This is a genomic window from Hymenobacter arizonensis (genome assembly GCF_900115775.1).
Taxonomy (GTDB): Bacteria; Bacteroidota; Bacteroidia; order Cytophagales; family Hymenobacteraceae; genus Hymenobacter; species Hymenobacter arizonensis.
This window is the reverse complement of record NZ_FOXS01000003.1, coordinates 510,346-536,929: the sequence shown is the minus strand read 5'-3', so window position 1 is coordinate 536,929 and position 26,584 is coordinate 510,346. Positions and strand designations below refer to the sequence as shown.

Annotated in this window: 23 protein-coding genes and 1 tRNA gene; 16 read left to right on the top strand and 8 right to left on the bottom strand. The window is 53.9% G+C overall.

The window, feature by feature from the left end; translation table 11 throughout:
- Positions 1–264 precede the first annotated feature (264 nt).
- Positions 265–2,709: an endonuclease MutS2 gene (locus tag BMZ66_RS13840; protein WP_092674297.1), complete on the bottom strand. Its 2,445-nt coding sequence runs from the start codon at positions 2,707–2,709 to the stop codon at positions 265–267.
- A 362-nt stretch (positions 2,710–3,071) separates the two neighbouring features.
- Here BMZ66_RS13840 and BMZ66_RS13835 point away from each other — a divergent pair, with 362 nt between their 5' ends.
- Genes BMZ66_RS13835 through BMZ66_RS13825 form a run of 3 tightly spaced genes read left to right on the top strand, consistent with a single transcriptional unit; the run spans position 3,072 to position 6,450 of the window.
- A complete protein-coding gene (locus BMZ66_RS13835; protein ID WP_092674294.1) occupies positions 3,072–4,079 on the top strand; it encodes a WD40/YVTN/BNR-like repeat-containing protein in 1,008 nt (335 codons plus the stop codon).
- A gap of 3 nt (positions 4,080–4,082) precedes the next feature.
- The gene (locus BMZ66_RS13830; RefSeq protein WP_092674291.1) at positions 4,083–4,724 is read left to right on the top strand and encodes a hypothetical protein; all 642 of its coding nucleotides are present in this window, start codon (positions 4,083–4,085) and stop codon (positions 4,722–4,724) included.
- 22 nt (positions 4,725–4,746) lie between these two features.
- Entirely contained in the window at positions 4,747–6,450 is a 1,704-nt protein-coding gene (locus BMZ66_RS13825; protein WP_092674288.1) for a hypothetical protein, read from the top strand.
- 101 nt (positions 6,451–6,551) lie between these two features.
- Here BMZ66_RS13825 and BMZ66_RS13820 read toward each other — a convergent pair whose 3' ends face one another.
- Together BMZ66_RS13820 and BMZ66_RS13815 are read right to left on the bottom strand one after the other, a co-directional pair.
- Complete coding sequence (locus BMZ66_RS13820; RefSeq protein WP_439645763.1) at positions 6,552–7,319, bottom strand: TIGR02757 family protein; 768 nt, start codon at positions 7,317–7,319, stop codon at positions 6,552–6,554.
- Between the two features lie 159 nt (positions 7,320–7,478).
- Positions 7,479–8,441: a LysM peptidoglycan-binding domain-containing protein gene (locus tag BMZ66_RS13815; protein ID WP_092674281.1), complete on the bottom strand. Its 963-nt coding sequence runs from the start codon at positions 8,439–8,441 to the stop codon at positions 7,479–7,481.
- Between the two features lie 190 nt (positions 8,442–8,631).
- On the opposite strand from BMZ66_RS13815, the gene kdsB reads away from it, so the two are divergent.
- Positions 8,632–9,378, top strand: coding sequence for a 3-deoxy-manno-octulosonate cytidylyltransferase (gene kdsB, locus BMZ66_RS13810; RefSeq protein ID WP_092674278.1), 747 nt, complete (start codon positions 8,632–8,634; stop codon positions 9,376–9,378).
- A gap of 29 nt (positions 9,379–9,407) precedes the next feature.
- Here the strand turns inward: kdsB and BMZ66_RS13805 are convergent, their stop codons facing one another.
- The 5 genes from BMZ66_RS13805 to gap form a co-directional block, all read right to left on the bottom strand.
- Complete coding sequence (locus BMZ66_RS13805; protein ID WP_234795091.1) at positions 9,408–9,845, bottom strand: DUF1622 domain-containing protein; 438 nt, start codon at positions 9,843–9,845, stop codon at positions 9,408–9,410.
- Positions 9,846–9,852: 7 nt separating this feature from the next.
- Complete coding sequence (locus BMZ66_RS13800) at positions 9,853–10,374, bottom strand: HPP family protein (protein ID WP_092674272.1); 522 nt, start codon at positions 10,372–10,374, stop codon at positions 9,853–9,855.
- Between the two features lie 65 nt (positions 10,375–10,439).
- Complete coding sequence (locus BMZ66_RS13795) at positions 10,440–10,784, bottom strand: translation initiation factor (protein WP_092674270.1); 345 nt, start codon at positions 10,782–10,784, stop codon at positions 10,440–10,442.
- 62 nt (positions 10,785–10,846) lie between these two features.
- Positions 10,847–11,716 carry a diacylglycerol/lipid kinase family protein gene (locus BMZ66_RS13790; protein WP_092674873.1) on the bottom strand — a complete coding sequence of 290 codons (870 nt, stop codon included), beginning with the start codon at positions 11,714–11,716 and terminating at the stop codon, positions 10,847–10,849.
- A gap of 135 nt (positions 11,717–11,851) precedes the next feature.
- Positions 11,852–12,859, bottom strand: a complete 1,008-nt coding sequence (gene gap, locus BMZ66_RS13785) for a type I glyceraldehyde-3-phosphate dehydrogenase (protein ID WP_092674267.1) — start codon at positions 12,857–12,859, stop codon at positions 11,852–11,854.
- A 314-nt stretch (positions 12,860–13,173) separates the two neighbouring features.
- On the opposite strand from gap, the gene BMZ66_RS13780 reads away from it, so the two are divergent.
- The 12 genes from BMZ66_RS13780 to BMZ66_RS13725 all read left to right on the top strand — a co-directional run bounded on the left by BMZ66_RS13780 (position 13,174) and on the right by BMZ66_RS13725 (position 26,583).
- A tRNA-Glu gene (locus tag BMZ66_RS13780) sits at positions 13,174–13,245 on the top strand.
- 178 nt (positions 13,246–13,423) lie between these two features.
- Positions 13,424–14,410 (top strand): hypothetical protein, encoded by a 987-nt coding sequence (locus BMZ66_RS13775; protein WP_092674263.1) that lies wholly within the window; start codon positions 13,424–13,426, stop codon positions 14,408–14,410.
- Positions 14,411–14,500: 90 nt separating this feature from the next.
- Positions 14,501–14,908, top strand: coding sequence for a helix-turn-helix domain-containing protein (locus BMZ66_RS13770; RefSeq protein ID WP_092674260.1), 408 nt, complete (start codon positions 14,501–14,503; stop codon positions 14,906–14,908).
- A 171-nt stretch (positions 14,909–15,079) separates the two neighbouring features.
- Positions 15,080–15,907 (top strand): BT4734/BF3469 family protein, encoded by an 828-nt coding sequence (locus BMZ66_RS13765; protein WP_092674257.1) that lies wholly within the window; start codon positions 15,080–15,082, stop codon positions 15,905–15,907.
- On the top strand, positions 15,871–17,601 hold the full coding sequence (locus BMZ66_RS13760; RefSeq protein WP_143080208.1) for a DUF3987 domain-containing protein: 1,731 nt from the start codon (positions 15,871–15,873) through the stop codon (positions 17,599–17,601). Before BMZ66_RS13765 ends, BMZ66_RS13760 begins: the two co-directional genes overlap by 37 nt.
- Before the next feature lie 173 nt (positions 17,602–17,774).
- Entirely contained in the window at positions 17,775–18,485 is a 711-nt protein-coding gene (locus BMZ66_RS13755) for a recombinase family protein (RefSeq protein ID WP_092674254.1), read from the top strand.
- Positions 18,486–18,562: 77 nt separating this feature from the next.
- Positions 18,563–19,156: a hypothetical protein gene (locus BMZ66_RS13750; RefSeq protein ID WP_143080207.1), complete on the top strand. Its 594-nt coding sequence runs from the start codon at positions 18,563–18,565 to the stop codon at positions 19,154–19,156.
- Between the two features lie 164 nt (positions 19,157–19,320).
- Entirely contained in the window at positions 19,321–20,208 is an 888-nt protein-coding gene (locus BMZ66_RS13745) for a DUF4007 family protein (RefSeq protein WP_092674248.1), read from the top strand.
- Positions 20,192–23,422 carry a hypothetical protein gene (locus BMZ66_RS13740; protein WP_092674245.1) on the top strand — a complete coding sequence of 1,077 codons (3,231 nt, stop codon included), beginning with the start codon at positions 20,192–20,194 and terminating at the stop codon, positions 23,420–23,422. The genes BMZ66_RS13745 and BMZ66_RS13740 overlap by 17 nt, the downstream gene beginning before the upstream one ends.
- Before the next feature lie 33 nt (positions 23,423–23,455).
- Entirely contained in the window at positions 23,456–24,535 is a 1,080-nt protein-coding gene (locus tag BMZ66_RS13735) for a phosphoadenosine phosphosulfate reductase family protein (RefSeq protein ID WP_234795090.1), read from the top strand.
- Complete coding sequence (locus BMZ66_RS13730; protein ID WP_092674238.1) at positions 24,536–25,636, top strand: DUF262 domain-containing protein; 1,101 nt, start codon at positions 24,536–24,538, stop codon at positions 25,634–25,636.
- The gene (locus tag BMZ66_RS13725; protein WP_092674235.1) at positions 25,633–26,583 is read left to right on the top strand and encodes a protein kinase domain-containing protein; all 951 of its coding nucleotides are present in this window, start codon (positions 25,633–25,635) and stop codon (positions 26,581–26,583) included. The genes BMZ66_RS13730 and BMZ66_RS13725 overlap by 4 nt, the downstream gene beginning before the upstream one ends.
- Position 26,584 lies beyond the last annotated feature (1 nt).

Below are 26,584 nucleotides of genomic sequence, written 5' to 3'. Positions count from 1 at the left end.
TCCAGCCCCAAAAGATTTATGCCGAGTCGGCAAAACCGATGTGTTGTCAATGAATGCATTAGGCCTCCTAGTATGTGCCTCAATTGAGGTGCAAACCGCTGAAACCCTATCAAATAAGAAGCCCAGACCTTATTAGGGCCTGGGCTTCTTGTTTGATGGCGTCGGAAGGCTGAATAGGAATCCAGGTCCGTCAAAGTCCGACCTCTGCAATTCACGCTGAGAGCACTTAAGCAAAGCGCATCCAGACGCACCGGCCTGGAGTTACTACTTCAGCACCGCAATGGTCACACCGTCGCCGCCCCGGTCAGCGTGCTCGTCGGCTACGCTGGCCACGGCGCGCTGCGAGCGCAGGTAGTCGCGCACCACTTGGCGCAGCACCCCGTTGCCGCGGCCGTGCAGGAACTTGATTTCGGGCATGCCCAGCATCACGGCGTCGTCGACGAAGCTCATGGTTTTGGTGAGGGCGTCTTCGGCCCGCTCGCCGCGCAGGTCCAGCGTGGGGCTGAAGCCGGCCATGCGGTCGGTGATGTTGACGCCGTTGCCGCCGCCCGAGCCACCGCCGCCAAGCCGCCCGCTTTTTGCCTTGGCGGCCTGCTCCCGCTCGCGGATTTCGGCGCGCCCAAGTTTCTCAAGCTGATTGAGCTTGGTCAGGGTTTTCATGCCGCCAAACATGACTTCGGCGGTGTTGCCCTTCACGCTCACCACTTCGCCGTGACCTTCCTGGCCAAACAAGGCAACTTTGTCGCCGGGCTGCAGCGCGCCGGCTTCGGCCCGCTCGCGCGAGGCTTTGGGCTTGGGTGGCTCAATCTGTAGCTCTTTGCGCACGAAGGTCTCCAGCTTTTCGCGGGCCTGCTTGTTGATTACCTTGTCGGCCTGCCCGCGGCGAATTTCGCCAATGGTGGCTTCAATCTGCTGGTTGGTATTTACCAGCAAGGCCTTGGCCTGCTGCTTGGCGGTACGCAGGGTTTCGAGCTTGGTGTCTTCGAGGTGCTGCTTGAGGTCGGTATACTCCTGGGCGGCGCGCTTGAGGCGCTTTTCCGCTTTGGCGGCTTCGGCAGTGCGGGCTTCAAGCTCGGTCTTCTCTTTTTCCAGGCCTTCCAGCAGACGGTCGTAGCGAATTTTGTCTTTGCCCACCAGTTGCGTGGCGCGCTCAACCACTTCCCTTGGCAGGCCGATTTTGCGGGCAATTTCAATGGCGAACGACGAGCCCGGCTTGCCCACCTCCAGGCGGTAGAGCGGCTGCAGCTTGTCGGGGTCGTAGCGCATGGCGCCGTTGATGAGGTGCGGCGTGCGCTCGGCGAAGTTCTTCAGGTTGGTGTAGTGCGTGGTGATGACGCCGAACACACGGGCCTTGTTCAGCTCGTCGAGCACAGCCTCGGCAATGGCGCCGCCCAGGCTGGGCTCGGTGCCGGTGCCGAATTCGTCAATCAGCACGAGGCTTTTCTTGCCGGCCAGCAGCAAGAACTGCTTCATGGCCAACAAGTGCGAAGAATAGGTACTCAGGTCGTTTTCCAGGCTCTGCTCGTCGCCGATGTCCAGGAAAATATCCTCGAACACGCCGGCTTCGGAGTTGTCGGCGCAGGGGATTAGCAGGCCCATTTGCAGCATGAACTGCACCAGGCCCACGGTTTTCAAACTCACTGATTTGCCGCCGGCGTTGGGGCCAGAAATCACCAGAATGCGCTGCTCGTGGTTCAGCTCTAGGTCGAGTGGCACCACTTCGCGCGGGTCGCCGTTTTCGCGCTTGTGCTGGGCAAAAGCCAGCTGCAGCAGCGGGTGGCGCACGCCGTGCCACTTCAGCAACGGCTTATTGTGCATCACGGGCAGGCGGCAATCGAGCGACACGGCCAACCTTGCTTTGGCTCTGATAAAATCGAGCAGGCCGAGGTAGGAATAGGCGCGGCGCAAGTCGGGCAGGTGCGGGCGCAGCTGGTCGGTCAGGGCCGTGAGAATGCGAATCAGCTCGCGATGATAGGCATTGTCGAGGTCCTTGATGTCGTTGTTGAGCTCGAAAATCTCGGCCGGTTCGATGTAAACGGTTTGGCCCGAGGCCGATTCGTCGTGAATCAGGCCCTTCACTTTGCGCTTGTGCTCGGCAATAACGGGCAGCACCAAACGGCCACCACGGATGGTTGGCTCGGCGTCACCGGGAATCCAGCCCTCATTCTTGGCGTGGCGCAGAATGCCGGCAATCTGTTTGCGCAGCTGGCCCTGGCGGGCAATGAGCTCCTGCCGAATCTGACGCAGCAGCGGCGAGGCGTCGTCGCGCACCAGGCCTTCGTCGTCCACCACGCGGTCCATGGCAGCCAACAAGTTGCGGTCGACTTGCACGCCAATGCCCAGCAGGCGTAGCGTGGGATACAGGCCGGGGTCGGCCTCGGTGAAGAACGTGAGGGCCTGGCGAATGGTCCGCAGGCTCATCTTCACCTCAAAAAATGCGGCCACATCAAGGAAGGAACCCGGCAGGGCGGCGCGCTTGAGGTGGGCCTTGGGGTCGTAGTAGTGCGAGGCCGGGAAGTCGGCGCCGGAGCGTAGCAGGTAGGCAAACTCGTCGGCCTGTTGCAGCAGCTTCAGCAGCGGCTCGTGCTTGGTTTGGAACTCCATGCGGGCCACGTACTGGCGGCCCAGGGCGGAAAGGCAATTGGCTTCGAGCTGCTCGCGGAGCGTGGTGAAGCCGATTTTTTGTTCGAAGTGTTGGGGTAAGAGCAAGAAAGTAGTCTTTCGATAGTCAGGATAGGATGCGAAGGTAAACAGCTGGCCGGGCAGGAAGATTCGTTACCGAGTTGCCAAACTTGCGCGCTTCCGCATTGTCGCAGCTGGGCGGCGTTCAACAAGGTCCGTCAATGGTTTTCCTTTCGGGGTCATAAACGATAATAAGACAGGGTAGGCGGACCATTTTTACCCTGAGGACGATTCCCTTGTCATGCCACCTCGTCTTTATCCAGCCGGTTAGATTCTTGCACATAAGAGGGCATTATTTGGAGTGATAAATTATTTATCAGGAATACTAATAATATAACTATTAAGTGCTGATGCACCCGTAGCTTTGACCTTTCCACCCATACGTTTATATGAAAAAATATTACTGTTTGCTCTTCTCGGGTGCTTTAGCATTTGCTGGCTGCACCGAGGATAAATACGTGCTTGATGTGTATTCTACCATGCGCTACGACGTGCTGGCCTTACCCACTGCCGCCGATACGCTTAGCTTGAACACCGTTGACTTTGTATCGGCCCGCGAGGGCTTTGTGGGCGGAGCCAATGGCTCGCTCTTCGTCACTTCCGACGCCGGCCAGACCTGGACGCGCCGCAGCCAACCGACGCTGGGCACCATCAACAAGCTGCTCTTCACCTCGGCTACCACGGGCTGGGCGGGCACCAGCAATGGCCTTTACCGCACCACTAACGGCGGGCAGAGTTGGACCGGTGTCATGACCTACGATTCCTACGGCTCGGCTTCGGGAAGCATCACCGACTTGCAGTTCGTGACCAGCCAAGTGGGATACGCCGTGGGCGCAGGCGGCAGCATCAACAAAACCACCAACGGCGGCACTACCTGGGCGAGCGTACATCGCCGTATCGACAAGCGCTACACGTTCCAGGCCGTGTCGTTTACATCCGTTGACTCGGGCACCGTAGTGGGTGACGAACGGTCCCGTTGGCTGACCGACGATGGCGGAAAAACATGGGATATTTTCGACTATCGCGGCAACCCGCAGGATAACACCACGCACGACATCATCCGCTATAACCTCAACACTTACCTGCTAGCCACACCCCGCGGTTTTGAAGCCCACGATGCCATTCGGAGCTATAAGCCGGATAATGAGTACGGTGGCCCCGTGTATGGGCTGGCCACTGCGGGCCGCGGCGGGCCGGTAGTTGGGGTAGGCCGGCGCATGGTTATCCGGCGGCACGAGGCCTTCTCGCAGGCCGGCGAACGAACGCCCTGGGTGTATGTGCATGCGCCAGACGGCGCCACCATCAACGCTACTTTCTACGCTGCCGACTTTGCTGATGCCAGCACTTTTTATGCCGTCGGCCCGCGCGGCCTTGTCTACCGCTTTCACTACCAATAATCGATGAAAAAGTGTTTCATTTTGCTAGCCATCGCGGCTGGCGGTTCCTGGGCGTGCCCTGTGCACGCCCAGGTTAGCAAGTTCCACGGCGATTTTGGGGTAGGCATGGTGCCGATGCGGTCCAAGGGCCCGGTGCAAGCCAATCCCGACGGCTACTCCGGCACTACTCCTGGCTTTGAGTTGCAGACGCTGGATGCAAACTTGTTTTTGCTTAACCTCAATTTAGGATTCGATGCTCCACTCCTTCAGCTGAGCCAGGGCGAACAATCTTTTGGGGTGTCGCTCAATGCTACTGCCGGCCTGCTAGGCACCACCCGCCAGGATGTGGACGGCTTCAACCGCTCGGTCATCCTGGATTTGCCGCAATACGTCACGTACCGCTACGGGGCCAAAGCGAGCAAGCATTCGAAGAAGGATTTTGGCGTGGGTGTGGGAGTAGGCTACCGCTTTAGCCGGTTTTTCCTGCCCTTTAATTCCCCGAGCGCCATGCTCGAAGGCGTGTATTCCACCCCTGACAACGACTGGTTTATCCGGCTTAGCTCGGACCTGAAGCCCATGCGTTTTTATAATCTTTATTCGAGCGAGGGCTTGGTAGAGGTCCTTCGCATTCGCGAATTCAATGTACAGCTAGGCAAATCGTTCTAATATTTTTCTCTCTATTTTATTCATGAAACATTTTTACCGTTCACTGGCTAGCCTGCTGTTGCTGGCCAGTGGCAACGTAGCCGCGCAGCAGCCCGCGGCCGGGCCATTGCAAACCGCCCAAACCATTAGCCTGGGCGAGCACACCATGCTGGCTGGCACCCTGGTTCTGCCCAACCACAACACCGTGCTGCTGCTAACCGATGGGGTGTCGTTCGACATCACGGCACAGTGCCTGGCGCCCGACGGGCACACCCTCTGGAAAACCACGCTCAACCGCTTCCAGCGCCCGACGCAGGGTTTCTCGCTCGAGTTGCAAAAAATTGCCATTGGGCGCGAAGCCCGCGAAAACAAGGAGGTGCAGAAAGAAAAGCTCGCGGCCGCGCTCTACCCAGTGAACGTCGTGACCGATGGCAACACTGTGGTGCTGGCCGAGCGGCTGAGCGAATCCTGGTTCAAGAAGTTTAACCACGACAAATCCTTTAAGCTGAAGAACGACCACATGTTCGTGCAGCGCCTCGACGAGCAGGGCCGCCTAACCAAGCACCAGTTTGAGCCGCGCCCCGAGGCCGAACTAAAAAAGGTTGAGGTCCGGACCTTGGGCCGCTACGCCGAGGCCAACGGCTACGTGGAAGTAGTCCGCGAAACCAACAAGCGCGAAGAAACCCTGGTGTTTGCCCTGCTTCATTTCGACTTCAATACCAAGACCCTGCGTCGCGAGCCCATCGACATGCCAGCCACGCCCGAGCACATCACCGGCTTAAACCACTACCGGCACTGGTACCAGGAATGGGCCTACCTGGGCCACCGCCCCAACCAAACGTATTTCTGCCGCCGCACCCTTGTAACCGGAGCCCCAAAGGAGAAGCCCGGCAAGCAGCCCCTCATCTACCAGGTATACATCACCGATGACCAGGGCAAAGCTACGGGCGGCTTCAGCACCACGCTTGCCCTTAATAAAGGCACCCGCCCCATGTATTCGGGCCCAATGCCCAGCCCTGGCGAGCTGAACCATATTCCGCTCTACTTCGAGGTAGCGCAAGGTAAAAATCGCAACGTGACCTACGACGAGTGGGAAACCAGCACCGGCGGCATGGGCTCGTTCTACCTGGACCACGCCACCGGCGACGTGCTCATTTACGGCGAATACGGCGAGGGCGAAATACCGGAAATGACCAACGACGACCTGAAGGGCTTCTTTGTCCGCCGCTATGCCCCCGATGGCCGGGCGGTGGCCCAGGTGCAGAACGCCTACAGCGAAGCCATGCGGGCCAAGAAGAAGAATGCGAGCTTCAGAGGAGGCTATTACCGCCAGACGCGCTTCCACGTCGACCCCATCTCCGGCCAGACCCAGTTCAGCTTTTCGCCCCTGCGCGTGTACGGCAACAGCGAAGATTTTGACCTCTTTATGGACCGCGACTTCAAGCCGCTTCGCTACGACTACCTGCCGGGCAAAGACAAGGATGAGCGCACCTACACGTCGGTGCAATACGCCCAGCCGTTTAAGCTCACCTCCACTTACGACGGCACCGACGACATTCGCCTCTACGAACACGCCGACAAAACCGACCCGGCCGTGTACGCCGCCCTCGAAAAGAAGCGCCGCACTGCTCCTGCTGATGCCCACGACTACTGGTTTCACCTCAGCCCCACCGGTGCTACCTCCGGTCTCGTTGTGGAGCAAAAAAAGCCCCTGGGCGGCAGCCTACAGGTGTACACGTTCCAATAGATAATTCTATACAAAAATCAAGGCCCCGGTAGTACTACCGGGGCCTTTTTGTTGCGCTGTTAAGCTTGCTTTTTATTTAATTCAAAGCGGTGCCAAGCAAATCATAGCGAACCTCTATCTACCCCCGCTCCAAACAGCGCGAAATCGTACTTCACCGGGTCCATGGGGTCCAGCAGACGCAGATTCGCCGTCAGCTCTTCGGCGGCCTGCCAGTCCACCAGCTTGCGGGTGAGGAGGCCCAGCGGGCGGGCCTGCCGCTCTACGTGCAGGTCGATGGGCATTATTAAGTCGGCCATCGAGAGTTGGGTCCAGAGGCCAAAATCTACGCCGTGGTTGTCGCGGCGCACCAGCCAGCGCAGGTACATGTTCACGCGCTTGCAGGCCGATTTGCGGGCCGGCGTGGCCACATGCTTGCGGGTGCGACTGGGCGCATCGGGCAGGCTGAAGAAAGTAGTGTGGAAATTCTCAAGCCGCTCGCGCTGCGTGTGGCCCACCAGAAACGCAGTTTCAAGGGAATCGTGCTGCTCGTACCAGTGGCGCAAAAAATGCACGAAATACAGTAAGTCCGTATCGCAAAATGTACGGTGGCAGAAGCCCAGCAGGCCTTTCAGGTCCTCGTCGTGGTGCTGGGTGATGAACTGATGCGGAGCATCATCCATGCGCCGCATCAGTTCATTAACCTTATTGATGATGGTGGGTCGCTGCCCCCACGCCAGCAGCGCCGCGAAAAGCGCACTGATTTCCACGTCCTGCCTTAGGGTGAAGCGGTGCGGAATCTGGATAGGGTCGTTCTGAATGAACTCCGGACGGTTGTAGCGCTCGTACTGGGTGTCGAGCTGATGGCGGAGCTGTTCGATTTTCAAATGCAAGGGTATTAGTGGGCAGCAATTAGAAAACAGAACGTCATGCAGAGCGGAGCGAAGCATCTCGCGTGGGTTAGTAACTCAATCAATGGGCTTACTATTCCACGCGAGATGCTTCGCTCCGCTCTGCATGACGTATTAGCGTTGGCTTTTTTGGCCGTCCGATTACTGCGGAATGTAGTTGGTTTCGACGCGGAAGCGCGAATCGTTCGTGCCCAGCTTTTGCATGGCGCGGGGCGAAAGACGCACCAGAATGTTGTTGTTCTCGCCCGTATCTGGCAGCTTGCCGATGACACGCACGTACACCGACTGGCCATTCATGTTGTTGCGCACTTGCATGATGGTACCCACCGGAGCGGTTTTGTGCAGAGCCAAATACTTATCAGTGACACTCTTGTCGATGGGGGCGCCCAAGCCGGCTTCCACCACGCGGGAAAGCAATTCGGCAGCCCGCGTGGGCGTACGCTCCTCCTTCTCTACCTCTTCCTTCTCCTTTTCAGAAGTTGACGGGGTCACGGTAGCAATTTGAGCAGGCTTATCGGGGGCCGGCGCTTTGGGCGCGGGCGCAGCCTCGGCCTCAGCTGCCCGCGCGGGGGCAGGCCTGGGGGTGGCTGCGGTTGCAGTGGCGGGCGCGCCAGCTTCCGACGCGGTAAGCAGCAGCTGCTGGCCTACGCGCACGGCACCGCTGGCGGGCAGCTTGTTGAGCTTAATCAGCTCATCGGGCGTAAGTTGATACCGACGGGCAATCCCGAACAGCGTCTCGCCCTTGGCCACGGTGTAGATTGCGGGAACCGCCGTGGCAGCTGCGGTCGGGGCGGCCGGGGCAGCTGCGGCCGCTTTAGCGGCGGCGCCTTGCAGCGGCCGGGGCACGTACACAATCTGACCCACGCCCAAGCCGTTGGTGATTTGAGGGTTAGCTGCTGTGATTTGGGCCAGCGTGACGCCGCGGTAGATGCGCGTAAGGGCCGTGAGGGTTTCCCCGGCCGCCACGCGGTGTTTCACGAAACGCTGGCCGTTGCGCATTTCTACGCCAATGGAGTCAGTTGGAGCGCTTTTCGAAGGCCCTGTTTTTCCAGGACCGGGGCCGCCAAAGGCCAGCACCGTGAGAAGCGAAAGAATTATAGTCATAAAATCAACCTGTTCAAATATCCGTACCGTCCCCGCCCGGGAAGCCAGCCCGGCAGCTAGCAACCACAAAATAACGCAAAAACCCGCGGGCAATTGGCTTTCCTTCGCCACAACGGCGGGCAAAGCGCTTTATTTGAAGCATTATTGCTGACTTGCGTTCGTTCCAGCTTTTCCTTTCTGCTCTTCCCACATGGTTCTTGGCCTTATTCCTGCTCGTTTTGCATCCTCCCGCTTGCCCGGCAAGCCCTTGGTCGACCTCGGCGGGCAGAGCATGATACAACGGGTGGTGAAGCAAGCCCAGCAAGCCAACCTGGCCCGCGTGGTGGTGGCCACCGACGACGAGCGCATCCTCCGGCACGTGCAGGACTTTGGGGGCGAAGTCGTGCTCACCCGCCCCGACCACCCCAGCGGCACCGACCGCCTCTGGGAAGCCTACCAGCAGTTGGGCAGCCCTGCAGACGTACACTGCATCATCAACATTCAGGGCGACGAGCCCTTCATTCACCCGGCCCAAATCAACGCCCTGGTCGATTTGTATGCCGACGAAGCCACCGCGCCCGACATTGCCACGCTGGTGAAGCCCGTGCTTTCGGAGGAAGAGCTTTTCAGCCCGCATTTGCCCAAGGTGGTGCTCAACCAGCGGGGCCACGCCCTATACTTCAGCCGCCACCCCCTGCCCTACCAGCGGGGCCGCGAGCACGCCGAGTGGCTGGCGCACCACCGCTACCTGCGCCACCTGGGCCTGTATGCCTACAAGCCCACAGTGCTTGAGCAGCTCACGCAGCTGCCTGTATCGCCGCTCGAAGCGGCCGAGAGCCTGGAGCAGCTCCGCTGGCTCGAAGCCGGCTTTCAAATTCGCTGCGCCGAAACCGAACTGGAGGCATTTGGGATTGACACGCCCGAGGACGTGCAAAAGGCCCTCGCGCGCTTGGCCTGAGCTGCTTTAGCGCCTATCCGGCCAGCCGTTTAGGAATCGGCGCGGTCCACAACTTGCTTCTCCGGGCTTAGCTCTTCCTGCTCCACTTTCATTTCCCGCGAAAGGAAATAGTTGAGCGCCGTCCGAATAACTGCAATGGCGCCTAGCTGGCCAATTTGTTCCCAGCTGGGCGCAATGGCCGTGGAGAGAATATCGGCTCCGAGTTGAAACTCCAGTGCCAAGGCGAGGTAGCGCGCCAAAGTGAGGCGAATGGCCGTGAAATTGGCAGCATCGCGCCTGGCGAAGGCTTTAACCATCAGCCAGCCCGCACTGATAACCCCCACGGCAATGATGGTGGCGCCCAGCGTCTCGATGCCCAGCTTGAGCCACAGCACGGCCTCCATCACACCGCTTTCGACCCGGCCATGAATGGTCGCGGCAGGTGGCGCAAGACCCGACAACTCGGAGAGGAAAAGCAGCATATGCATCAGGCGGCTAAGTTTGAGAAGAATGCATGAGGCGCCCAAGCACATACGCTGAGCCCCGCTGCACGGCCAACAGGGCGAGTACCAGCCCCACGGCCAGCCCAAACAAAAGCAGGTTGCCCTCGCCACTGCCTGCCCGAAATGCAAAGTTGAGCGCCGTAGCCACCGCGGGCGGGTGCATGGAGTCGGTGAGTATCATGAAGGCGATGACCAGCACCAGGGCCACAGCAGCCCCCACGTAGCCAGGCCCCAGCAGCATATGCGCGCCGTAGCCAAGGCCAGCGGCCGCGAGCTGGCTCAGCACCAGGGTTCGGCTGCTGTTGGAGCGGTGGCCGGGGTCGAGGTAAATCAGGAAACAGCTGGAAGCCAGCGAAGCAAAGAGCAGGCGCTGGTTGCTGAGCAGCTCCAGCAGCCACAGCATCAGCAGCACCGTGACGGTGGGCAGCACGGCCAGCAGAAGTTCGCCGCGCCAGCCCAGCCGGCTGCGGCCGGGCGACGACAAGGGTTGAGCAGGAGCTGGTGTTTCAGGCATACGGGCGCGTCGGCACTCATCCCGACGGCTCTACATACGCAAGGGTGCGGGTTGGGGTGCCCGGGCTAGCCGCCCGCCTTCTTGGCTTTGTATCCTTCTTTGACAAGGACTTCCAGCACCTTGTCGCGGAAGTCGCCCTGCACCAGCACTTCGCCATCTTTGGCGTTGCCGCCCACGCCGCACTTGGTTTTGAGGAGCTTGCCCAAGGCCTGCAAGTCGGCATCGGTGCCCACAAAGCCCGTCACCAACGTTACCTGCTTGCCGCCGCGCTGCTTTTTGTCGAGTTGCACTCGAAGCTGCTGCTGTTGCGGGGGAAGCGTGGCAGCCGCAGCCTCCTCGTTGGTTTGGTAAGTAAAGTCGGGGTTGGTGGAGTAAACCACCCCCTGCCGTTGGTTTTTATCAGCTTTCATAGTGCAATAATAAAGCAGTGGGTTGAGGCCCTGGCAAACAGCCGAAGCTCAAGAAGTCGTTACTATACCGCCACAGCCAGCGCCAAGGGCATCATTTCTACTTCAAATTCGGTGGCGTGCCCCAGGTAGTCGCCGTCTACGTGGAAACCGATGGGAGCCTGCGCCGAAACCCGGCCCCGGGGCACCCGAAAATACTCAGCGGCCTTGGATTGGGGCAGGTTGCCGAGGGCCATGCCCAGGCTCACTTTCATGGCCCGAATCACCGGCAGGGCGTCAATCAGGCACACGTCGAGCAGGCCGTCGCGCAGGTCGGCCAGGGGCGCGATGTAGGCGTTGTTGCCGTATTGCGAAGCGTTGGCGAAGGCCAGCACGTAGCAGTTAGTTTCCTCAATTTGGCCGTCCAGGTCCACGCGCACACGCACAGGCAGGTAGCGGCGGTACTCGCGCAGCGTCACGCGCAGGTAGGTGCTCAGGCCGCGCGAGCCGGCTTGGGCAAAGTGCTGGCTTACGTGCGCATCGAAGCCCAGCCCCGCCGTGCAGAAAAAAGGATGACCGTTTATCACCCCCACGTCCATGCGGCTGAAATCTGGCGCGGCCAGCCGCCGCAGGGCAGCCGGCAAGCCTAATGGCACTTTCAGGTGGCGCGCCAGGCCATTGCCGGACCCCTGCGGCACAATGCCCAGGGCGGTATCGGTGCCCAGCAGGCCGCGGCCCACTTCGTTCACGGTGCCGTCGCCGCCCACAGCGGCCACCACCCGGAAGCCGTCGGCAGCGGCTTGTTTGGCCAATTCCACGGCGTGGCCGGCAAATTCGGTCAGGCGAATCTCATAGTCGGCCTCCAGCGCACCAAAGTGCTGGGCAATCAGCGCGGGCATGTCGAGCCGGCGGCTGGGCCCCGCCATGGGATTCAGAATAAAACAGGTCTTGGGCATGAGCAACGCCCAGCGGGTGCTTGGCGAATTGTAGAAAAGAAAAGAGGGCGCAAACACGTGCTGAGATGGCACAAAAAACGCCGCCCGCCCCGCCACAAAGGGCAAAGCGAGCGGCGTAGTTTACGGGTGCAGCAACTAACCGTTCATCTGCTCGCCGAGCTTCTGAATCAAATCAGCCGTGCGGGTCGAGTAGCCAAATTCGTTGTCGTACCAGCCGATAACTTTCACCAGCGTGCCGTTGGCGGAGGTCAGCTCTGAGTCGAAAATGCAGCTGTGGGGATTGCCCACGATGTCGATGCTCACGATTGGGTCGGTCGTGTATTCGATGATGCCTTTCATTGGGCCTTCGGCTGCCGTTTTCAGGGCCGCGTTGATTTCGTCCTTGGTCACCTCGCGCTTCAGGATTACGGTCAGGTCGGTCATGGAGCCGTCCGGAACGGGTACGCGCATGGCCAGGCCGTCGAGCTTGCCTTTCAGCTGGGGCAATACCAGGCCCACGGCCTTGGCGGCACCGGTGCTGGTGGGGATGATGCTGTAGGCAGCGGCGCGGGCGCGGCGCAGGTCCTTGTGGGGGGCATCCTGCAGGTTCTGGTCCGAGGTGTAGGCGTGCACCGTGGTGATGTAGCCTTTCTCGATGCCAAAAGCATCGTCCAGCACCTTGGCCATCGGGGCCAAGCAGTTGGTGGTGCAGCTGGCGTTGCTGAGGATGGTTTCGTCGCCGGTGAGGATGTCTTCGTTCACGCCGAGCACCACGGTGGGGATGTTGCCGGTAGCGGGAGCCGAGATAACAACTTTCTTGGCACCAGCGGTGAGGTGCTGGCCCGCGCCGGCCTCGTCCACGAAGCGGCCGGTGGACTCAAGCACTACATCGATGCCCATATCGCCCCAGGGGAGCAGTTTGGGGTCACGCTCGGCGAGGGCCGAAATGCGCTGGCCGTTCACGGTCAGGCTCTCCTCGTCGTAGGTCACGGTGCCATCGAAACGGCCGTGTACGGAGTCGTACTTCAGCAGGTGAGCCAGCGTCTTGTTGTCGGTCAAGTCGTTGATTGCGACAATTTCCACGTTGTCGCGGCTGAGCAGCGACTTGAAAGTGAGGCGGCCAATGCGGCCGAAGCCGTTAATGGCGACTTTAATTTTTGCCATAGCAAAACAAGAAAAAAAGGTGACTGGCCGCCACACTGGCAGCCGGTTGAAACGCGGGGCGAAGATAGCAGCCTAACGTTGGTTAGCTAATAATGCCATCATCGCATCCTCTTCCGGGGCTTCCCTACGGCAAATCGCCCCCTAGGGATGAGCCGCATTTGCCATGCGAACCGCCCAGCAGCGCCCACCAATCCAGCACAGAAAAACTTTTGAGCCTGAAAAACAACGCATTTTGCATGGTGAAGCACTTTTTTTCTGGCATTGACTTGCACGGAAAGAAGCGCGCCGTATCTTTGCACCACCAAAACAAAAACGGTCCGTTCGTCTAGGGGTTAGGACAGTAGATTTTCATTCTACCAACAGGGGTTCGATTCCCCTACGGACTACTAAAAAGGCTCTCTGCATTGCGCAGAGGGCCTTTTTTCATATCTAGGGTACAAGTTGGGGTACAATGCCCCCTCTTCTAGCATGTACTTACTTCCTAGGTTTTCGTTTTAGGGCAGACACATCTAGGATGACCTCTCCACAAACGGACCCCGATTCAAAGTCTCAATGAAATGACCAATGAGCGATTTCAGAGCTTTTGAAAAGTTTATCGAAAAAGTAGAAACAGCCGCTCAGCCACTCGATAAAGGCACAATTGACTATTTCTATTATATAATAAAGCCCGATGTCTTCGATGAACTTATTGCCGAGATAGAGGCAGCTTATGATGCTGCAAGAAAAGAGCTAGCAGCTAACGTTAAATTTCTTTTAGACAAGGGTAAGTTAGAGCTTATTGGTTATTTGAATGAAGCCAAATCTCTTTTGGTAGAACCGCATCAATTTAATGACTTTATCATCGAGTCATATACGGCCCTTATAAGGGAACTGGCCCACTCAGCCATCGATAGGTCTATTGGGGAGGAAGCTTTTGTTCAAATGCAACAGCTAATAGTCATGCATTTTGAGGCTAGTACTGAAAAAGGCGCGTCCTCACCTGTGTTAGCTTTCTCCTTTAAAGAACGCATTGCAACTCTTCAACTTGTTGGAACAGGAGCCAGTGAAAGATGGGTGCAGCTGCAAGCAGCTGTGAGTAAACAATTGCGCCTCGCAAGCTCGACGCTTCCTGTTGAAACTTCTAATGTAAAAAATAGGCAGCATGATGATATAGCTGACTTCAATGAAGAGGTGTTTATAGAGCTGCTAGGATTTGACACAGCCATGCTCACTACTTTCGACAACATCCTAGTTGGGATGAGGGCAATTGAACGTGGCCCTAATGACAAATGGAGGCCCACCCAGCCAAACGCAAAAGGCTTAAGTTTTATAGCACTATTAAAATTGCTTATTGCTTTCAAACAGGTTGACAAGCCAGATTATGGAGACTTGGCTCAATGGAAAATGTTTTTTAAGAAGCGTTACCGAGCAAGTATTACAAATGCAGTCAGCCGATATCAAATCGACACGACCAAATCTAAGCCTTTTCATGCCGAACTCAGGTCTTGCAACAGGTTGATTATAAGATATCTACCTAATTTAAAGGGCGTATACCATCTACCATCTTCTTGATGGTAGATACCGGTATATACCAACTCACTGTTAATCAGTTTATTAAGGCAAAATTTGAAGCCTGTTAGGTCATATCCTTTCAGCCTTCACATGCCAAAACAAACTCCACAGCCTCCATCGATACTCTTAAAAGCGGAAGTACATTCTGATACTTATCCACTAGTAACAGAAGCATTCGCGTCCTTTCTGGCCGCACTTGACCGAAGAACTCGGGAAACAATATCAGAGCAATGGTCGTGGCTACAAGCTAACACCAATGCAGAAGTCTCTACACTAGGTAAGGATGAACCTATTACGGTAGAGAAGACCGCAGAATTGCTGGACGTAGCGCCCCAAACAGTCCTAGTATGGCGCAAACGCGGCCTGCTGATTGGCTACAAACTAGGCAACCGTGTGTATTTTAAACGCTCGGAGGTACTAGCTGCGCTGAAGGTCCAAAGCACGCCCGATGGGCGCCGCAAATACGCCCGCCGCCAGTACGAACAAAAAGCCCGCTAGTCCTATGAAGACTAACAGGCTCAATGTTTTTGAAGTGGTTGGTAGCCACAGCAAAAGTACGTCGATTTCGACCTTCGGTCATATCGATGCAATCAGTTTCATATTGATTGGCGAGGTTGTACGTCTGGCCTCGCAGACAAACTACGGCAACATTTTAATCAGCTCAAAGTCATGACGCTGGTTAATAACTCATACCCCAACGGGGTACCAATGCCACCTGAAGGTCCTGTCCAACTGGCAATGTTCCTGCTCGCGGCTTTAGAGCCGGATAAACTATACCCCCGGTCTAAGGTGCTGTTCCTGCTGTCCCGGAATGGGTGCGCTAACCCAGAATCTTCTCTTGAAGCAGCTCTGGCAGCCGGTTGGTTATTGCAAGAGGCCTGTGGGTGGATGGGTTATGCTGGGCGTGTTTGGTTGACCGGCCACCACTTCACTGGCAAAAAAGCCTCTGCGCCCCTACCGCTGGTTAGTTACTTTAAACCGCCCATTACCAATGTAATTCCCTATAAAGACGTCACGTTAGCAGACATTTATAAGGTAATCAGCGGGCCTTACTTAGTCACGCAAACTCAAAGACTTCGCTCCTTACCAATTGGTAGCAAAGCTCGAGAACGCCTAAAATTTGGGCTTCCATCCTTCACGGCAGGTGGCACATTCACCAAGCGGTCTGGAGGTAATCTAGTAAGGCGAAGCGGCCTGATTGTGCTTGATTTTGACCACCTATCTGATTTAGTGGGGGTACGCGCACGCCTACTGGGGGATTCAAATTTGCCAATTGAGTTGCTGTTTATCAGCCCCTCAGGAGATGGTATCAAAGCTGTAGTTCGTGTGTCATTGGAGTATGACCACCTGACTATTTTTTCGGGTTTGCGCAATTGTCTCAGCATAAATCATGGCATAGCCCCTGACTCCAGTGGGTCGAACGTTGACCGCGCTTGCTTTATCTGCCACGACCCCGAGGCTTGGATTCATCCGATGTATCACCCTTCGGCTTATTAATGATGGCAACCGCACCGCGAACCTTCGACCCAACTGCTTGGGCGCCCAAACTCACGACCTCAGCCAAACCCGTCCCAAGTCCTACTTCCATCGGCGAATTGCCCGGAGATGCTCTAGCATGGTGCTTGACGCAACATGAGAAGCACCATGGCCCATTTCCCGGACCCGGAGGTCGTAATACATGGTTGACGGCCCTGACGTACTTCTGTAACGAACGGGGGGTAGCAGAAGGATTACTGTCGGCCCACGCTGCTCAGTGGCAAGCCGACGACTTCACCGAAATGGAAATCAGCCGCACTATAGGCGGAATATTCAAAAACGCCAAAGCGCAGCACGGAAATAAGCCTTTCGCTAGCAATATATCTACCCGCTCTGCTAACGCTTCGGTAGCCGGGCAACGCGAAACCCCATCCCCTGCCCTGCCAGGACCCATCGCCCAACAGGCTTATAATGCGCTACCGATATGGCTGCGCAAATGCTGCGAGCCCTTTACTCCCGGCGCCGAACGGGACGTGATGCTATTGAGCACCCTAGCGGTGCTGTCCGGTTGTTTTGCCAGCATAAAGGGCATCTATGACGGAGCTCCGGTATGGCTCAATCTGTTCACTTTCATCTTGGCTCCTGCGGCCAGCGGCAAGGGGGCTATGGGCTGGGCCCGAAAACTGGCTTGGCAATGGCACCAGCGCCTGACGCAAGCGAGCAAACAAGCAGCTGACGCCTACCAGCTGCAACTTCAAGAATGGAAGACGCGGCGCAAAGGCAAACAAACGACGGCCGAGATGCCGCCTCCTGCACCTGCATTCAAACAGCTTTACTTGCCAGGTAACACGTCGGCCGCCGCGCTTATGCGTGCCTTGGCCGATAACGACGGCCGCGGCATAATCTGCGAAACGGAGGCGGATACACTGAGCGGCGCTTTAGGCCAAGATTTTGGAAATTTTTCCGATTTGCTTCGCAAGGCGTTCCATCACGAACCAGTGTCTTTGATGCGCAAAACTGACCGCGAGCAAATTGACATTGGGGCTCCAGCTATATCGCTGGCCCTCACTGGGACTCCGGCTCAATTGCGCCGCCTCATTCCTACGGCCGAAGATGGCTTGTTCAGCCGCATCCTCTTTTACACTTTTGAGCGACCTGCGGCTTGGCGCGATGTCAGCCCAGCGGGCGGACGGGGCAACCTGGGCCAGTTCTTTGATGAGCAAGCGACAGCGGTTACGCGAATGATGGAAGCAATGGCAGGCCAAGAGACTTGCTTTGAAATGACCAGTGACGGATGGGCTGCCCTTAACGCGGCGGGCCGCAAAGGATTAGCTGAAGCTGTGGTGGTAGCTGGGTCAGCGGGCGCAAGCACGGCCTTACGGTTAGGCTTAACAATTTTCCGCATAGCCGGCCTTTTGGCCCTGCTCCGGTGCTTCGAACACGGGGTAGCACCCGGGGAGCGTATAGTAGCCGATGCGCAAGATGTGTCAGCGGCAATATCTATTGTCGAGACAGGTCGCGCGCACGCCTTATACCTGCTGGAAACGCTTCCCGCCGCGCGTGGCAGCGTGAGCAATAACAACGGGTTTGCTCAACGAGCCGAAAAGCAGGAACGGGCCATTGCCTTACACCTAGAGAAAAAAGGGGTTCGGGAGATTGCGGACATCCTCGGTGTCTCAAAGTCGACAATCCATAATTGGACAAAAGATTTATAGCTGTCCAGTTTGTCCAGTGTCCATATTGTTGGACACTGGACAAACTGGACAGCCCTCACCAACGATGCTTTTTTACAAGGATTTCAAATCGTTGCATTTGTCAAACACCCGTTCAACAGCTGCTACGCCCTCTTTTAAGGTGGTGTGGTCGGCTTCGTTATCTCATTCTAATAATGACAACACCCAACAATCAATACGTTGCATACTACCGCGTGAGTACTGATAAACAGGGACGCTCGGGCTTGGGCCTAGAAGCTCAACGGGCCGCCGTACATGCTTTCGTGCCTCAGACAGCTGAGCTACTCGCTCAATTTACAGAAGTGGAAAGTGGGCGCAATAATAAGCGTCCCCAACTGCAAGCAGCACTCGATATGGCGAGCCAAACCGGAGCCATTCTACTGGTGGCTAAACTAGACCGCTTGGCGCGCAACGTCGCCTTCCTGGCTGAACTGATGGAAAGCCGCGTACGCTTCAAAGCGGTAGATGTACCCGAAGCGGATGAGTTTACCATCCATATTCTAGCCGCAGTAGCTCAACGCGAGGCAGTAGCCATTTCGCAACGTACCTGCGCGGCACTAGCAGCTAAGAAAGCGCGCGGTTTTCAGCTTGGCACTCCTAGCAACCTGACTGATAAGGCTAGAATGCGCAGTATCGAAGTCCGTCAGGAAAAGGCTCGACAGCAATTAAGTAGTCGCCAAGCCCGACGGCTTTGTGAGTTGCTAAGGGCGCAAGGAGCCAGCTTACAGGCCATTGTACGAGAGCTGAATGCTAGTGGCTATCGCACACCTAATGGCAAGCTTTTCTATAAGTCAGCCATCGCCCGACTGTTAGTTTCAACTGGTGCTATTCAGGACCAAAACGTTTCAGTGGCTTTTAAGCCTTAAATAGTGAATTTTCTTATCAGAAACGGTTCTAAGGCCCTTTAAACCGTTTTCAACTTACCAATTAAAGCACCAATACTATGAAAAAACCGATTCGTACCTGTCCCCAATGCGGCGAATTAGTTGAAGGGCGCCCTAATAAAAAGTACTGTAGTGAAGCGTGTAAAGGCTTGCATTTTCGAGAGAATGCCGGCTCAGAATGCTTTGTTCTAATGTCTACGCCTGATTCACGCGATGAGGAGTTTGCTCCAGCTGGGTATGAGGAAGAGCAAGAGGAAGAAGAGCCGCTTAAGCTAGAAACCTATTGGCAGAAACGTGAGCGAGAAGAGAAAGCTCAAAAAGACCAACGGGCAGCAACAGAACTGCACGAGCAGTTTTGTCAAATTGTCAAGGAATTTCTAGCTGTCGAAGGCCGTCAATTAGCTGAGAAGCCAGTTTCGGAATTTCTCGACCAGGTGGATGAGTTATCAAATGCCTATCGGCAACACCCTTATCTGAAGCAAGCTACCAGTCTCGCACCAAGGCGGTTGAAAGAACTTTACAACCTGCAAGATACTCTGTGCGAGGTTTTGCAAGAAATTGGTCGTAAAAGCCTGTGGCGAAGTAAAACAGATAGCTATGAGCTAACTTCTAAGTGGCGCAAGCAGCTAAGAAGCTTATTGATTGCGGATTAATCACTCACAAATCATTGAATCTTCTCAATATCACAGTCCATAGTCTAGTCATTTTACCTAGTTTACTATCTCCATAATAAAGCGTCGTTGATGCTCAATCCATTAGCGTTTTCTCCTTACATATCACTTTAATTAACGCTAACTTAGCGTAAAAAAAGACTACCATGTTAGGGGAAAAGCTTGTTTTTCAAGGACATAATACTTTCTTGTGTCGTCACAGCTGGCTGAAGAAGGGCTACGACTTTATTGAGGCAAACGGAGGGTTCAACGATGCCGACGCGGTGGTCAAGCTTGGTGTTGGTAAGAACATGGTTGACGCCATCCGCTACTGGATGCGGGCCTTTGGCCTGACCAACGAAGCAGATGAACTACGGGCGGTAGCACATGAGCTACTAGGACCCGATGGGTACGACCCCTACATCGAAGACAATGCGACGCTCTGGTACTTGCACTACCTGCTTGTTAAAACGGGGCGCGCATCGCTCTACCATTTCGTGTTCAACGAGCTGCGTAAAGAAGGTTTTTCTTTCAGTCGGGCGCAACTGCAGCAGTTCGTGATTCGCCGGAATAGCGAGCTTGGCAATACCAATGTCTTGAATGCAAACACGCTTGACGCCGACCTGACAGTTTTCATTCGAAGCTACGCGCCTTCGGGTAAGGATAAAGAGAAATTTGACGTGGAAGAAGAGTCCACCGGTCTACTGCAAGACTTGGACCTACTTACCATTACTCGAAATGATGGCGTCCGCTACCACATTGAAAACTTGGAACAGCGAGACATTCCCTGGCAAATAGTCTTGCGGGTGATTTTAGAGAATGAGCATTTTGGGGAAACAATCAGTTTTACTGATTTGGAAGTAGCTCCAGATTCACCCGGACTAATATTCGCCCTAAATGAAAAGGGCCTTTTTCATAAAATCGAGGAGATGAAGGCACACCTCCCGATGGCCATTGTTTATTCCAGCACGGCGGGCAACCGAGTGTTGACGATTAAGAAAGAATTAATCAACCTCGATGAGGTTATGCAGCAATACTATGGCCACCTCGTTTAGCCCTTCGGTCAATATCGTGCGCGATGAAGCGCAGCAGCTATTTTACATACCTACGCAAAACGCGCAGGCTATTTTCGGTCAAATAATTAACAACTACTTATCGGGAATTCACTGCTTTAATATTGTTGGCGCATACGGTACAGGTAAATCGGCTTTTCTGTGGGCGTTCCAGCAAACCCTTACCAAACGGAATGAATTCTTTCGCGTTGAGGCCGGGTTTAAAAACATAAAATCCTTTCGCTTTGAGCACTTTATAGGGGAGTATGCTTCGCTGAAACAAACGCTAGCGCAGCACTTCGTAGCCGACGGTACCACTGACACACCATCCGCAACAGTAATTGAGGCCATCGACCAAGAGTATCAGGCGTTGGCAAAGAAGAAATTTGCACTTGTACTCATCATCGATGAGTTCGGTAAATTTCTGGAATATGCAGCCAAGGAAAACCCTGAGGAAGAGCTGTATTTCATTCAACAGTTGGCGGAGTATATCAACGACGCCGATAAGGATATTCTGCTACTAACGACCGTCCACCAGGATGTTAGCGCCTATGCCATCGGCTTAGGGCGCGCACAGCGCCAGGAGTGGGAAAAGGTGAAAGGCCGGCTGAAAGAACTGACTTTTAACGAACCAGTGGAGCAGCTGCTTTACCTGGCAGCACAGCAGTTATCAGCCAATAAGGTATCAGTGCCCGCACTGGCCGAAAACCAACGCCTATTTGAGAGCATCAAAGCTGCGCACGCTTTTCCACTGCGCGATTATGGCACCGAGGAAATGCAGCAGCAGGTATGGCCGCTTGATTTGCTATCGGCGGGCGTATTAGTGCAAGCCTTACAGCGTTACGGTCAAAACGAACGGTCACTGTTCTCATTCCTGCGCTCCAACGACTACCTAGGAATTGAGCAGCACGCGGCCCAGGGCACGTATTACAGCGTGAGCCATGTGTACGACTACCTAAGCTACCATTTCTATTCGCTACTCACTTCGCGCTTCAATTCCAATTTTTCGCAGTGGGCCAGCCTCAAGTCTACCCTTGACCAATTAGAGAAGCACTTTGACGATGAAGTTGCGTTGAGCGACGCACGGCAACTTGTCAAAACCATTGGGTTGCTTTCCATTTTTTCGCCGGCGGGAGCTGAAATCAGCCCGGAACTATTGGAAACCTATGCGCAGATTAGTCTTGGTTTACGCACCGCAGCGCCCACGCTGAAAAAGCTACAGCTTCACAAGCTAATTCGGTTGGTACCGCATAAAAAAAGCTTCATTCTATTCGAGGGTACTGACCTTGATATTGAGCTGGCCATTGACGAAGCCGGCGGCCTGGTAGAGCAAGTAACGGATGTGGCCACCCGGTTGCGGGAGTTTTTCACTTTCCCGTACATCGCAGCCAAGCAAGTTTCTTATGAGGTAGGTACGCCCCGCGTGTTTGAGGTCCGCATGACTGACGATGTGCTGTTGGAAGAACCAGTGGGCGAGATTGACGGCTTCGTAAACCTGATTTTTTCGGATGGTATAACCATCGACAAGCTGCGCCAAACCGTGGGCGACCGGCGCGACGCGGTGCTGTATGGCATCTACCGGAAGTCGGGCGAAATCAAGCGACTAATTCGGGAGATTGATAAAATCCGTAAGGTCCGAGAGGAAAACCTGAACGATAAGGTAGCTGTGCGCGAGTTAAATGGCATTCTCGACCATCAAGTTGCGCTGCTCAACCATTATGTGCTTGATAGCTTGTACCAGGCAGACGGCAACATTATTTGGTTTTACAACGGGGCTGCATCAACTGCTTTCAACAGCCGGCGGTCCTTCAATCGCTGCTTATCCGCCATTGCTCGAGAGGTTTATGCAGCCACACCCACGTATCGGAGTGAACTGGTAAACCGAACCAAACTGTCGACCCCAATTCTCACAGCGCGGAAGAATTTCATTCGGGCGCTTTTCGACAAGTGGCAGTACGAGGACTTAGATTTCCCGGTCAAAAATTTCCCGCCCGAAAAAACCATTTACCTGTCACTGTTGCAGGATACCGGAATGCACGGGCGCTTCAATGGCGAATATGCGTTGATGCCTCCTGCTGCGCCTACGTTTCAAAAGTTGTGGGAAGCGTGCGACGCTTTTCTGCAAGAATCGCAGGAAGGCAAAAGGAAAGTTTCAGAATTGATGAATCGGTTGCTTCGCAAGCCATTTAAGCTGAAACAGGGCTTGGTCGATTTTTGGGTGCCGGTGTTTCTTTTCATGCGTCGCCACGAGTTTGCGCTCTACGGCGAGCAGGACAAGTACATTCCTGACCTGAACGCTGACGTAGTAGACCTGTTCAGCAAAAGCCCTGGTCTGTATGCAGTGAAGGCATTTGAGCTGCTACCCGAGAAGCTGGCACTATTCAATGAATACCGCGAGCTGTTGCAGCTTGAACCAGCCGAGCAGCTATCTAACAAGACCTTTATCGAGTCGATTAAGCCGTTTTTGACATTCTATAAGCAGCTGCCCCCTTATGCCCAGCGCACCCGCAACCTCCCGGCCATAGCCGTGCGGCTGCGCGAAAGCATCGTGACGGCTAAAGACCCCGAAGCGGCATTTTTCGAAACGTTCCCCAGAGCGTTGGGCTTTACGCTGGCGGCCCTGCAGCACGACACGGCTACGCGGGAGAAGTACGTGCTGACCCTGCAACACCACATTGGCCTAATCCGGCAGGCATACTCCGCCCTGCTGCTGCGCTTAGAGCAAGCCATCAGCAGCCATATCATGGGCAAGACTGCTGACTTCGAGCAATACCAGCAGGCGCTGCAAGAGCGGTTTCGAAGCCTAGAGCCGCACCAACTGCCAAAGGAGCTGCTGATATTCCGGGAACGGCTCATGTCGAAGCTGGATGACCGCGAAGCATGGCTGAACTCTATGGCCAATGCGCTGCTGAGCAAAAGCCTAAAAGACTTTGACGACACCGACGAACGGATTTTTCAGGACCGTTTTCAGCAGCGCATCCATGAGTTGGATAACATGTGCGAACTGGCCAAAACTGTCATCGACCCCGAAGCCGAGGATATACTACGAGTTGGCATTTCCACCTTCGGCAACAAAGAGCGCGCCCGCGTTATCCGCCGACCTAAGCAAACCAGCCCCGAAGAGAAAGAGTTAGAAAGCAAAATTCGTGGCCTGCTAGAAGGCGACAAGCCCCGCAGCTTGGCTATCTTGGCTCGCCTACTACAGGAGCACTTATAAACAACCATGCAGAATAAGCCTCTCCGGCACGTAATGGGCATTTCTGGCGGCAAAGACAGCGCTGCCCTGGCCATCTATCTACGCGACAAGCACCCTGAGCTTGACATTGAATACTATTTCTCCGATACAGGCAAGGAGCTAGATGAGACCTACGAGCTTATCAGCAATCTGGAGAACTATCTAGGCAAAACGATTACCCGCCTAGAAGCCGCCCCCGACAGTCCCGAAGACTCCTTCGACCATTTCGTAAAGGTGTACGGCGGCTATCTGCCCTCATCTAGTGCCCGGTGGTGTACCAAAAAGCTAAAGCTGGAACCCTTCGAGCAGTTTGTAGGCAACGACCCGGTGGTTTCATACGTGGGCATTCGGGGCGACGAGGACCGCGAAGGTTACATTTCTCGCAAGCCCAACATTCAATCCATCTTCCCCTTCCGGCGCAATATCTGGAGCGAAGACGTCATACAGAAGGTGCTACAAGCTGATGCCCTGCCCCGCCTCAGCAGCCATTACCGGGAATTAAGCGACCCAGCTCAGCACTCACGCCTACTGCCGCTAGTAGATGCTCCGTTGTCACGCGGTTTCAGCCAGACGCAAAAGCTCAACGCGCTACTCGATGCCGATGTGCGGCTATTCAACCGCGTTGTATTTGCCTTCCTGCGCGATACAGCCTACCCATTGGCGCAAGCTGCCGAATTCTCATTGCTCGACAATGACGAGAATCTAGTCCGAGCCGATATTTTCCATCTGCTGCGCAAAAGCGGGGTTGGTGTGCCGGCCTACTATGAGAAGATAACCTTTGAGGTAGATGGGAAGAAGGGCGAATACGCCCGCAGCCGCTCCGGCTGTTTCTTCTGCTTCTTCCAGCAAAAAATCGAATGGGTATGGCTCTATGAGCAACATCCCAAGAAATTTGCCCTTGCCCAAGCCTACGAGAAGGATGGCTACACTTGGATGGAAGAGTCGCTGAATGACCTTATCAAGCCTGAGCGCATCCGTCGCATAAAGCTGGACGCTTTGGCAAAACAACAGAAAAACTCATTTTCTACCAGCGCTTACCTACTTGATGTCCTTGATGATGAGGAAGAGGTAGGGTGCGCCTCATGCTTTATATAAATGATTTACTCGAATAGTGAATGGACGATTGGTTCCTTAATATCAAGCTATGAGAAGGAGGAGCTCAACCTGAATCCACCTTACCAGCGGCATGATATATGGACACCTATTGCTAAGAAACGGTTAATTGACTCAATTAAAATAGGTTACCCACTACCTTCTTTCTTTTTGCACAAAAGAGAAAATAGCAAATATGACGTTGTGGACGGTCAGCAGCGTACCAGAACTCTACTTGGGTATATTAAGAACCTATTCCCCGACCTAAACAAAAAGTATTTCAGTGATTCTGAATCGTCCTCGATTTTAGATTACAGAATAAGCGTAGTAATTATAGAAACAGAAACTGATGAATCTATTGAGGATTTCTACTATCGCGTAAACAACTATGGTTCTAAACTGAACCGCCAAGAAACACTAAAGGCACAATACTCAGGAAGCTTATTCCTTAAGTTAGTTGAGGAATTGGCAGAGAGCAACGAGTTTATTGGCTTAGGACTATTTACATCTTCTGCTACAAGCAGAATGATAGATATAGATTTCATATCCGAACTGTTGGCCCAAGTTAAATATGGTGTTACCGACAAAAAGCACTATGTAGATAAACTATATGATGTGATAGCAAGCGAAGAAGAATTTAATGAACTTAGAAATGGCTTTTACGAAACAATAAGAATATTTCAGCGACTAAATACAGTATTTGCTATCAGAGACACTCGTTATAAGCAGAAGAATGATTTTTACACACTTTTTGGCTTTGTCAACAAAAGAAAGAGTCTTTCGATTGAGACATTTACAAGTTTCTACAAATTATTGGTTGTCATAGGTGATGATATCCTGCCATCCAATTCGGAATGTATTTCAATGCAGGATTACGCTTTTAACTGCATTAGTCAAAGCAACTCATCTGAAGCTAGAAAGGCAAGATTAAGCTTTTTCGTTGAACTCCTGACCAATGAAACGGCTGAGCTGAACGAAACTCAAGAGGATGTATCAGACTACTACAGTATAGAATATACCCCCTACTTAGTCGAAGGCTATACGACTCTTGACTACCAAGCTATTAATTCCACGTTAGATAAGCCAAAAACTTTTGCTGTATGATGCTTTCAAAACGAGGGGGTGTCCTACTTACAGGAAGCGCCTTAAAAGACGTTATTGTATATGAAAATCAAACATTTACACTGAGTGCTTTGAATGATGATTTTCAATCATCAAAGGGAGGAAACTCGAATGTTTTCAAGCTGCACGACCCTAACAACAATACGACATTCGCGATAAAAATATCAAATTTCCCTGTAGCTCGCCGTGTCCGTGGTCAAGCAAATGATTGGAAAAGTCGTGGCTATGCGCGTTTTCTAGAAGAAATAAATGCATTAAACATAGCGAAGCAAAGTAATTATAATAATATTGTAAGGATAGAATTTGACGGGGTGGTAGAGGTTGATGGGGAGAAATTTCCATATTTCGTAATGGAAAAAGCGGATACTGACCTTAAGGAGTATATCCAGAAGAACACAGAATTTGATGAGCAAGAAAGATTTAAAATATGCTTGGAAGTTATGTTTGCTGTAAAACAGCTACATGGCAAAGAGATATATCACAGGGATATAAAGCCTGATAATATTCTGCTATTTAATACAGGTGAAGAGGGAAAATCCATATGGAAAATCAGTGATTTGGGCCTCATTGGCCGTGGTGGTGTCCGAGCATCGGTTGACCTGATTGGTGAAAAAATAGGCCCTTTCGGATGGCTCTCACCTGAGGCGGCAAACAAATTTCTTACGGAGAAATTAAATCTCGGATTTGACTGTCACATTGATAACGAGTCAGATGTATTTCAACTAGGAAAATTGTTTTGGTTTATATACCAATCCAATATCCCTGTTGGCCAGATAAACATTGAGGACTTTATTGCACCAATCACAAAAAACAAAGATTATATTTTTAGTATAATTAATAAAATGCTTCAATATTCCAAGTTAAAGCGTCAGAAGATAGCCTCATTAGAGGAAGACATGGAGCTAATAGGATACGATTTAGGCGTTTAGT

What these genes read in the sequence shown, in the direction of transcription:
- BMZ66_RS13745 (WP_092674248.1), top strand. Translation starts at nt 19,321, where the DNA reads ATGTTAGGGGAAAAGCTTGTTTTTCAAGGACATAATACTTTCTTGTGT.
- BMZ66_RS13835 (WP_092674294.1), top strand. Translation starts at nt 3,072, where the DNA reads ATGAAAAAATATTACTGTTTGCTCTTCTCGGGTGCTTTAGCATTTGCT.
- gap (WP_092674267.1), bottom strand. Translation starts at nt 12,859, where the DNA reads ATGGCAAAAATTAAAGTCGCCATTAACGGCTTCGGCCGCATTGGCCGC.
- BMZ66_RS13750 (WP_143080207.1), top strand. Translation starts at nt 18,563, where the DNA reads ATGAAAAAACCGATTCGTACCTGTCCCCAATGCGGCGAATTAGTTGAA.
- BMZ66_RS13765 (WP_092674257.1), top strand. Translation starts at nt 15,080, where the DNA reads ATGACGCTGGTTAATAACTCATACCCCAACGGGGTACCAATGCCACCT.
- BMZ66_RS13825 (WP_092674288.1), top strand. Translation starts at nt 4,747, where the DNA reads ATGAAACATTTTTACCGTTCACTGGCTAGCCTGCTGTTGCTGGCCAGT.
- BMZ66_RS13755 (WP_092674254.1), top strand. Translation starts at nt 17,775, where the DNA reads ATGACAACACCCAACAATCAATACGTTGCATACTACCGCGTGAGTACT.
- BMZ66_RS13770 (WP_092674260.1), top strand. Translation starts at nt 14,501, where the DNA reads ATGCCAAAACAAACTCCACAGCCTCCATCGATACTCTTAAAAGCGGAA.
- BMZ66_RS13735 (WP_234795090.1), top strand. Translation starts at nt 23,456, where the DNA reads ATGGGCATTTCTGGCGGCAAAGACAGCGCTGCCCTGGCCATCTATCTA.
- BMZ66_RS13830 (WP_092674291.1), top strand. Translation starts at nt 4,083, where the DNA reads ATGAAAAAGTGTTTCATTTTGCTAGCCATCGCGGCTGGCGGTTCCTGG.
- BMZ66_RS13800 (WP_092674272.1), bottom strand. Translation starts at nt 10,374, where the DNA reads ATGCCTGAAACACCAGCTCCTGCTCAACCCTTGTCGTCGCCCGGCCGC.
- BMZ66_RS13795 (WP_092674270.1), bottom strand. Translation starts at nt 10,784, where the DNA reads ATGAAAGCTGATAAAAACCAACGGCAGGGGGTGGTTTACTCCACCAAC.
- kdsB (WP_092674278.1), top strand. Translation starts at nt 8,632, where the DNA reads ATGGTTCTTGGCCTTATTCCTGCTCGTTTTGCATCCTCCCGCTTGCCC.
- BMZ66_RS13805 (WP_234795091.1), bottom strand. Translation starts at nt 9,845, where the DNA reads ATGCATATGCTGCTTTTCCTCTCCGAGTTGTCGGGTCTTGCGCCACCT.
- BMZ66_RS13730 (WP_092674238.1), top strand. Translation starts at nt 24,536, where the DNA reads ATGATTTACTCGAATAGTGAATGGACGATTGGTTCCTTAATATCAAGC.
- BMZ66_RS13775 (WP_092674263.1), top strand. Translation starts at nt 13,424, where the DNA reads ATGAGCGATTTCAGAGCTTTTGAAAAGTTTATCGAAAAAGTAGAAACA.
- BMZ66_RS13815 (WP_092674281.1), bottom strand. Translation starts at nt 8,441, where the DNA reads ATGACTATAATTCTTTCGCTTCTCACGGTGCTGGCCTTTGGCGGCCCC.
- BMZ66_RS13725 (WP_092674235.1), top strand. Translation starts at nt 25,633, where the DNA reads ATGATGCTTTCAAAACGAGGGGGTGTCCTACTTACAGGAAGCGCCTTA.
- BMZ66_RS13740 (WP_092674245.1), top strand. Translation starts at nt 20,192, where the DNA reads ATGGCCACCTCGTTTAGCCCTTCGGTCAATATCGTGCGCGATGAAGCG.
- BMZ66_RS13790 (WP_092674873.1), bottom strand. Translation starts at nt 11,716, where the DNA reads ATGCCCAAGACCTGTTTTATTCTGAATCCCATGGCGGGGCCCAGCCGC.